Source organism: uncultured Thiodictyon sp. (assembly GCF_903946935.1).
In the GTDB taxonomy this organism is placed as follows: Bacteria; Pseudomonadota; Gammaproteobacteria; order Chromatiales; family Chromatiaceae; genus Thiodictyon.
This window is the reverse complement of sequence record NZ_CAJAXH010000107.1, coordinates 1-8,565: the sequence shown is the minus strand read 5'-3', so window position 1 is coordinate 8,565 and position 8,565 is coordinate 1. Positions and strand designations below refer to the sequence as shown.

Annotated in this window: 8 protein-coding genes; all 8 read left to right on the top strand. The window is 62.7% G+C overall.

The features are described 5' to 3' along the window. The coding region (locus QZX93_RS09620) for a hypothetical protein (protein ID WP_295386611.1) at positions 1-255 on the top strand (255 nt) is incomplete at its 5' end. 12 nt (positions 256-267) lie between these two features. Then, positions 268-876, top strand: a complete 609-nt coding sequence (locus tag QZX93_RS09615) for a helix-turn-helix transcriptional regulator (protein WP_295386609.1) — start codon at positions 268-270, stop codon at positions 874-876. A 266-nt stretch (positions 877-1,142) separates the two neighbouring features. Then, positions 1,143-1,595 carry a hypothetical protein gene (locus QZX93_RS09610; RefSeq protein ID WP_295386606.1) on the top strand — a complete coding sequence of 151 codons (453 nt, stop codon included), beginning with the start codon at positions 1,143-1,145 and terminating at the stop codon, positions 1,593-1,595. Beyond that, positions 1,592-2,443 (top strand): hypothetical protein, encoded by an 852-nt coding sequence (locus QZX93_RS09605; RefSeq protein WP_295394546.1) that lies wholly within the window; start codon positions 1,592-1,594, stop codon positions 2,441-2,443. The genes QZX93_RS09610 and QZX93_RS09605 overlap by 4 nt, the downstream gene beginning before the upstream one ends. 10 nt (positions 2,444-2,453) lie before the next feature. Beyond that, positions 2,454-2,657: a hypothetical protein gene (locus tag QZX93_RS09600; RefSeq protein WP_295387644.1), complete on the top strand. Its 204-nt coding sequence runs from the start codon at positions 2,454-2,456 to the stop codon at positions 2,655-2,657. A 49-nt stretch (positions 2,658-2,706) separates the two neighbouring features. Next, positions 2,707-3,210 (top strand): hypothetical protein, encoded by a 504-nt coding sequence (locus QZX93_RS09595; RefSeq protein ID WP_295387650.1) that lies wholly within the window; start codon positions 2,707-2,709, stop codon positions 3,208-3,210. A 1,293-nt stretch (positions 3,211-4,503) separates the two neighbouring features. Next, a complete protein-coding gene (locus QZX93_RS09590; protein ID WP_295387653.1) occupies positions 4,504-6,915 on the top strand; it encodes a type I restriction-modification system subunit M in 2,412 nt (803 codons plus the stop codon). 166 nt (positions 6,916-7,081) lie between these two features. After that, on the top strand, positions 7,082-8,338 hold the full coding sequence (locus tag QZX93_RS09585) for a restriction endonuclease subunit S (protein WP_295387656.1): 1,257 nt from the start codon (positions 7,082-7,084) through the stop codon (positions 8,336-8,338). The last annotated feature ends 227 nt before the right edge of the window (positions 8,339-8,565 follow it).

Sequence of the window (8,565 nt, the reverse complement as noted above, 5' to 3'; positions counted from 1 at the left end):
GGCACCCGCACCGCGGCCCGGGTCTGGCTGCCGATCTTCCGCGAGCACCGCGCGGCCTTGGCCGTCTATGGCGCCCTGCATCGCGCCCGCCTGACCGAGCAGGTTGCCGAACTGTTCGCCCACGGCCCGGCTGGCGTCGCGCTACGGCTGGCCCCGGGCTGCGATCCCGAGACGACTGAGCAGGTCTTAGACCTGGTGGACCGGACCATTGCCCGCGTCTGGCGCGCGATGGCGAAAGAGCCCGTATTGCATTGAGGGGTAGAGACAATGACCGAACCCGTTACAGTTCAGTCGCCGAAGGTCCGCGATCACCGGGAAGCACAGGCGATCAAGATCATCGGCACCCGGCTACGCGATGCCAGGATGCGGCTTTGCAATATGAGCCAGCGGCTTGCAGCGCAGCAATTGGGCCTTGCCAATTCTGGAATGCTCGCCAAATTCGAGAACGCCACGGATAACCGGAATATACCCTTGTGGCTAATTCGCCGCGCGGCGGCACTATATGAGGTTTCCATAGATTGGTTGTTCGGTGAAACGGAAGATTGGGAGACCGGGCATAGGATGACCCAAGAGCGCGAGACTTCCCGCTGGTTGTTCGATGTATGGGAGAAGGCGCGCGAAATGGACATTGCGCATTTGCGGCTATTAAATGACAAACTCGAAGCGTTGACGGCAATCACAAGCGAACTCGCGGCCGCAGCGAATGACGCATCGGCTGCGCTGGACCGATTCGCGGAGGTCAACCCCGAGTTCGAGGACATGCCCGCGGGGAGTCCCCTGGTCGCGGCTGTCGTGCGGATCGCGGCGGCGGCACAGCATGGCGCAACCCGGCTGGAGCGGCTTCGGTGCGAGATGCGCCGGCCAGCGGCGGCTTGAGCCGGGGGGACGCGACCGACGCGGAAAACCCGCCGAGAACCGCCGAGAACCGCGCATACGATGGGGGCTCTATCCAATGACCCTGTGAGCACCCCGTGAGTATCTTTCCCCGAGATCTGCCCTATAACCCAAACCTTCACCGCGAGCTATTCGCGGATCGCACCGCGGTTCGGCTCGCTGATCGCTGCGCCCGCGACCTTGAGAGGTTCGCCCGGCGGCTAAATCATGGGACCATCGCCGCCCTGGCCGCGCATCACGCACCGGGCGTGTCGATCACCGACGCGCTGCGCGCCCTGGCCGATGAGATCAACACCGCGACGATGGACCTTGATCGGTTCCAGTCGAGCGCCGAACTCACCATGAAAGCCGAGACAACCCGACTGGCGCCGCTGATGTCTAAGGCCACGCGCCGAGTAATGGCGGCTGTTCGGCGCATTGAGCAAATCGACGCCCAAATGAGATCGAGCCAAGAGCGCGCCGAGGGCAAGCGCAAGCAACTCCTGGCCGCTGGCGTCAAGGAAGGCCCTGACCTTGAGCGGATCGCGGGTGACACGTCGGAAATCGACGCACTGAAAGCCGAACGCGCCGCCCTGGTGGACGAACGGGCGACAATGGAGCAGTTCATTCGGACCCGCGACGAATCCCTGTTGCCTGCTGACTTCGTGGTGAATGAGCCGCTGCGCGTCGATTCCACCAACCCGGTTCCGGCCCCGAAATGAGCGATCCGGGCAGGCTAACCATCGACGTTTCGCACGGCCCCGACGGCGATACCGCATCATCCCTGTGGGGCGGTCTGTCCAAGCACCTGATCGCGAGCTTCTACCCCGTCAGTAAAGCCAGTAATGGGGTGTGGAGCAAGCCGGATGCCGCCGCCACGGTGAAGGCGCCACTCACCGAGGCGTCAATGGAGGTCGCGCTTAACTGGCATAGCCCGTTTGAGAACATGGGGGCCGAGGCCAAGGCGCCGATGCTGGCCGCGATGCTCCAATCTGGAGCTATCGCGCCGGTCGCCCAGGCGCTTGTGACCGGCGCACCGGCTGGCGGGGTCGTCGCTGGACTCGCTGAGGGGGCGCAATCGGCACTGTCGGGGATGCAGGGCCGCACCGGCATTACCAAGCTGAACTCCACCCAGGTCTTTTCGGGTATGCCCCCGGCGAAGCTGCAAGTAACCGTGCTGCTGCGCGCCTGGTCCGATCCACTGCGCGAGGTCGAGACCCCGTTCAACCAGTTGATGGACTGGGCACTACCGATGATGCTGTCACCGGATGACCCGCTGGCGATGGCTATCAAGTTTCTAGCCAAGGGCGTTACCGGCGGATTCGGCTCGTTCGCGGATGCAGCCAAGGGCGCCGTCGATGTCCTGATGCCATCCAAGGCCCCGGTGTGCGTCGCCATGCGCTACAAGGGCCGCATCTACTCGCCCCTGGTTATCGAGGCGATTACCGACCCCATCGGCTCGAATGTCGATGCCAGCGGCCGGTATGTCGAGAAGCTGTTTTCAATGACGCTCTGCACCCTGACTGCCATTGATAGGCAGGATTGGGCAGGCATGGCGACGAGCCTGTGAGGACTGCACGATGACCGAACACCCCGAGGGGGTCGGGCTCTATCGGATCGAGGGCAACCCGTCCTTGTCCGCGCTGCTGGTCCTGGCCGAACTCCACCAAGGGGGCCACCTGACCTTGAGCGACGATGCCCCGCCGGTCGCCCGCCGGTTCGCTGAAACCGCCTTGGAGCAGGCAGCCAACGCACTTCCGAGGTTTCGCCATGGGCGCCAGTGACCGACCCAAGCGCCCCCGAGGGCAACCTACCGCGTTCCGTGATGAGTTCGTGGACCAAGCCGGACGGCTGGCCAAGCTGGGCTTGACCGATGCCGAGCAGGCCGAGTTCTTCCAGGTCAGCGAGCGATGCTTTCACGGCTGGAAGAAGGCGCACCCCGATTTCTTGCAGGCCCTAACGGACGGCAAGACGGTTGCTGATGCGCGCGTCGCCGATAGCCTCTACCGATCCGCAGTCGGTGAACACCTGGTGGCCGAGGTCCGGGAAGTGCGAGAAGACCCGGACGGCACCACCACCACGCGGACGGTGAGCAAGGCCGCGCCGAGCGTCGCGGCCGGTATCTTCTGGTTGAAGAACCGCCGGCCCAAGGACTGGCGCGACAAGGTGGAAGTCCAACAGGAAACCAACCTGCACGTCTTCCCGCCCGCGGCCGAACTGGAGGCTCTACACCAAGCTGCCATGGCCCGCGCCGCCGAACGGGCGCGGATGCTGGTAGGGCGCCGCGAGCGGTTGGGGTGCATCGACCTGGAGCATCGCGAGCAGGACGCGGACTGATCGGCAAGGTTGCCGCCAAACTTTGGCCAAGGTTGCCGCAAAGTTTGGGGCCAACCTTGCAACCGCATGACTATAAAGAAAAAAGCCGCTCAAAGGTTGCTGTGAGAGGGAGTTTTCTAGGATGACTAGCAGCCTGTCGGACTTGATGGCGTAACCGATTGATTAAACAGGAAAACGACTTTTTGGCGCAAAAGAGGAAACTCTTTGCATTCAATCGGTTGCATCACTAAGTCCGACAGCCTGCTAGGCAACCTTGTGGGGCGGTCTTTGGCGAACCATGGCAACCATCGCCCGGCGCACTGAGCGCCCCACCGTGCCCGCTGCGCCCGGATCGCGAGCCCCCGTACACACCCGCCGGTCGATAGGCTCCACCTATTGGAACAGTTAATGCTTAATTCGCGCAACCGACTGAATCGCATAGGACGCAATAAGCGTGCCCGATAGGCTAAAGCAATGAATCGACCGGACACCGGCGGGTGTGTACGGCTGGCGGTCAGTGCGGATGGGGTGCGGGATCACCACCCCATGCTCGCCCCGGCGCCGATGGGTCACAACGGATGTGACCCCCCAGGCCACCATTGGTGGGTGAGGCCCTGCGGATCGCCCCCGGCTGCACCTGGCGGGTGTTGCCCCGGCTGACTGGCCCGCCCGTGACGGTCGATCAGACGGCGAGTCTCTGGAGCGCGTGTGTCGGCTCCCTGGTGAGCGGGGTACTCTGCACCGGCTTGGTGCGCTGTGTGCGGATGATTCGCGTTGCAGGAACGGGAAAGCGCCATGGTCGGGGTGACGAGCTCCGGCGGCACCTGGTGGAGCGCGACCGAGCGACGGGGCCTAAATCGTGGTCGGGATCGAGGTCCGGGCGATCCTGCCGGCGAACCTCCCATGGCACGCGGACGGCTGCACCATGGCGACCATGGACAAGGTCCGGCAACCTGCCGGGACCGTGGCGAGCACCCCCCGCCGAACTATCCGACGAACGGCAAACTGGTGGCAGCGTCGATTTTTGGGGGTATATCTGGGGGTAGCCGCATTCGGTGAACGAAAGAAAGCCGATTTATTACAATTGTTTGCTGGCGCTATTCAATAGCCGCCGAGGGCACCATATCGACGTTTCAGACCGTCCCAGGAAGTACCGAAGCCCGCGTCACTGCGGGCTTTTTTGTTGCCTCAAGGTGTCCTGTGGCATCCTACAGCACCGTGTCGCGGCGTGCGGCCGTTGCCACGCCTGCGACACGAACCAGGGGCCAGCGCGGGAAGGCTCACCGCGCCCTACCCAATTAAGATAACGAACCCATGGCCCTGAAGAAGTCCGAACTCTACTCCTCACTCTGGTCCAGTTGCGACGAGCTGCGCGGCGGCATGGACGCCAGCCAGTACAAGGACTATGTCCTGGTCCTGCTGTTCATCAAGTATGTCAGCGACAAGTATGCCGGCCAGCCCTTTGCGCCGATCGCCATCCCCGCGGGCGCGAGCTTTGCGGACATGGTCGCACTCAAGGGCAAGTCCGACATCGGCGACCAGATCAACAAGCGGATCATCGCCCCGCTGGCCAACGCCAACCGCCTGTCCGACCTGCCGGACTTCAACGACGCGTCCAAGCTCGGCAGTGGCAAAGAGCTGGTGGAGCGCCTCACCAACCTCATCGGCATCTTCGAGAACAAGGCGCTCGACTTCTCCAAAAACCGCGCCGACGGCGACGACATCCTGGGCGACGCCTACGAATATCTGATGCGGCACTTCGCCACCGAGAGCGGCAAGAGCAAGGGCCAGTTCTACACCCCCGCCGAGGTCAGCCGGGTGGTGGCGCAGATCCTCGGCATCCGCGAGGCGCGCACCAGCGCCGACACCACCGTCTACGACCCCACCTGCGGCTCCGGCTCGCTGCTGCTGAAGATCGCCGACACGGCACGCACCCCGGTCACCCTCTACGGCCAGGAAAAGGATGCCGCCACCAGCGGCCTGGCCCGCATGAACATGATCCTGCACAACAATCCCACCGCCTTGATCATGCAGGGCAACACCCTCACCGACCCCAAATTCCTGGCCGGCGACTATCTGAAGACCTTCGACTACATCGCCGCCAATATCCCCTTCAGCGACAAGCGCTGGGCGACCGGGCTCAACCCGCTCCAGGACCCGTTCGATCGCTTCAAGTCCTTCGGCGTGCCGCCCGCCAAGCAGGGCGACTATGCTTACCTCCTGCACATCGTGCGCTCGCTCAAGGCCACCGGCACCGGGGCCTGCATCCTGCCGCACGGCGTGCTGTTCCGCGGCAACGCGGAGGCCGAGATCCGCCGCAACCTGGTGCGCCGTGGCTACATCGCCGGGCTCATCGGCCTGCCCGCCAACCTCTTCTATGGCACCGGCATCCCCGCCTGTATCGTCGTCATCGACAAGAAGGACGCCGCCGCCCGCAAGGGAATTTTCATGATCGACGCCAGCGGCGGCTTCATGAAGGACGGCCCCAAGAACCGCTTGCGCGCCCAGGACATCCACAAGATCGTGGACTGCTTCACCCGCCGGCTCGAAGTCCCCCGCTATGCGCGCCTGGTGGGCATCGATGAGATCGAGCGCAACGACTTCAACCTCAACCTGCCGCGCTACATCGACAGCCAACAGCCCGAGGACGTGCAGGACATCGCCGGCCACCTGCAAGGCGGCATCCCCGCCGCCGATGTCGATGCACTCGCCCCCTATTGGGCGGTCTGCCCCCAGTTGCGGCAGGCGCTATTCAGCCCAAACCGCCCCGGCTACCTGGATCTGGCCGTGGCAAAACCGGCCATCAAGACCGCCATCTACGAACACCCCGAATTCGCCGCCTTCATCGCGGGCATGCAGGCCCACTTCGCCGCCTGGCAGGCGCAGAGTGCCGCCGCGCTCAAGGCCCTGGCGCCCGGCTGCCACCCGAAAGAGGTCATCGTCTGGCTGTCCGAGGGCCTGCTGGCCCACTACCAGGACAAACCGCTCATCGACCCCTACCACATCTACCAGTACCTGCTGGACTACTGGGCCGAGACCATGCAGGACGACCTCTATCTGATCGCCGCCCCCCTTGAGCACGCAGGCGGCTGGAAGGCCGAGACCTACCGCGTCATCGAGACCGACAAGAAGGGCAAGCCCAAGGACAAGGGCTGGACCTGCGACCTGATCCCCAAGCCCCTGATCGTTGGCGGCTATTACGCCAAGGACCAGGCCGCCATCGACCGGCTCACCGCCGACCTGGAGGCGGTCGCCGCCCGGCTCGCCGAGCTGGAGGAAGAGCAGGGCGGTGACGACGGGGCCTTTGCCGAACTGGACAAGGTCAACAAGATCCATGTCACCGCCCGGCTGCGGGAGATCAGGAGTGACCAGGAGACCAAGGACGAGGCCGCCGTGCTCAATGACTGGCTCACGCTCAACAATGAGGAGGCGGACCTCAAGAAGCGGCTGAAGGATGCCGAGTCCGCACTCGATGCCCTGGCCTACAAGCACTATCCCAAACTCACCGAGGCCGAGATCAAGACCCTGGTCGTCGACGACAAATGGCTCGCCGCACTCGCCGCCGCCATCCATGGCGAGATGGACCGGGTGAGCCAGCAGTTGACCCAGCGGGTCAAGGAACTGGCCGAGCGGTATGAGACGCCGATGCCACGGCTGACCGAGCGGGTTTCAGCGCTGGAGGACAAGGTGAATCGGCATCTGGAGCGGATGGGGTTTGTGTTATGAGCGATGGCCTCGATTTCCCCGCTCGTGACACCGCTCTAGCGGTGTCACGCATGTGTCGGGCGCTCCGCGCCGCGAGTGCCGGCGGCCGGGGTGATGCTCAAGGCCCTATCCGCCGCCTAAGATACAACGGCAGCCACGGGTGTTCTGCCGGACGCAGGGGGTTGCGATGAGTGAAATCCCAACAGGATACAAACAGACCGAGGTGGGGGTGATTCCGGAGGATTGGGTGGTCTCTAAGCTCGGCGCGCATGCGGCGTTTAGGACTGGACCTTTTGGCAGTGCCTTGCACCAATCCGACTACGTTGACGGTGGCATTCCAGTCATCAACCCAATGCAGATCGTTGACGGAAAGATTCATCCCACGTATTCTATGGCGATTACCGACATAGCAGCACAAAAGCTGTCTGACTTTCGTGTTTCGGCAGGAAATGTTGTCATCGGTAGACGTGGCGAAATGGGGCGCTGCGCAGTCGTTAGTGCTGAAGAGCAAGGTTGGCTGTGTGGCACGGGCTCCATGATCATTCGTACTGGGCCGTTATTAGATGCCCGCTTTGTTCAGCGAGTTCTATCAAGTCCGGCAATCATCGCAGAGATTGAGAATGCATCGGTCGGCTCCACGATGATAAATCTCAATCAAGGCACACTTAGAAATCTTCTTGTTCCACTTCCTCCCACCAAAGCCGAACAAGAAGCCATCGCCGAGGCGTTGAGTGACGCGGATGCCTTAATCGAATCCCTGGAGCGGTTTCTTGTCAAGAAGCGCCAACTCAAACAAGGCGCAATGCAGGAGCTGCTTACCGGAAAGATGCGCTTGCCGGGGTTCACCGGAGAGTGGGAGGTTAAGCGCTTAGGGGGGCTGGGTGTTTTCATAAAAGGTAAAGGAGTCACCAGAGAACAATCGATCAGCGGTAGTTTGCCGTGCGTTCGATACGGTGAAATCTATACCCAGCATGACGATTACATCAAGATGTTCCTCTCATGGATTTCACGCGATGTTGCGGCGACTGCAACGCTCCTAAAGCAAGGAGATATCCTGTTTGCGGGGTCCGGTGAGACCAAGAACGAAATTGGCAAGTGTGTCGCCTTTGTCGATGATGTGGAGGCTTATGCAGGTGGGGACATCGTCATACTGCGAAGCGAAAACGCTGATCCACTGTTTCTCGGTTACTACTTGAACACGGCGCCAATCAACCGGCAGAAGGCGAGCCGAGGTCAGGGTGATGCAGTGGTCCATATTAGCGCCGCAGCCTTGGCAGACATCCAAGGCGCGTTTCCACCCCTGGTCGAACAAACCGCCATCGCCGCCATCCTCTCCGACATGGACACCGAAATCGCCGCGCTGGAAGACAAGCTCGTCAAGGCCCGCAACCTCAAGCAGGGCATGATGCAAGCACTGCTCACCGGCAGGATTCGCCTCGTATGAGCGGCCAGGGCCAGCCAACCCTTCTTGCTCCCACGCTCCAGCGTGGGAGCAAGTGCGGGCGCTCCGCGTCCAGTGGCCAGACCGGACGCAGAGCGCCCGCACGGCGTTCCCACGCCGGAGCGTGGGAACGAGAACAACGAAGATGTCTCACGCCAAGGCGCCAAGCTCGCCAAGGTTCTTCCGTGCGGTATTGGCGCTGGGCGACTCACTCGCCAGGTGCTGGGGAT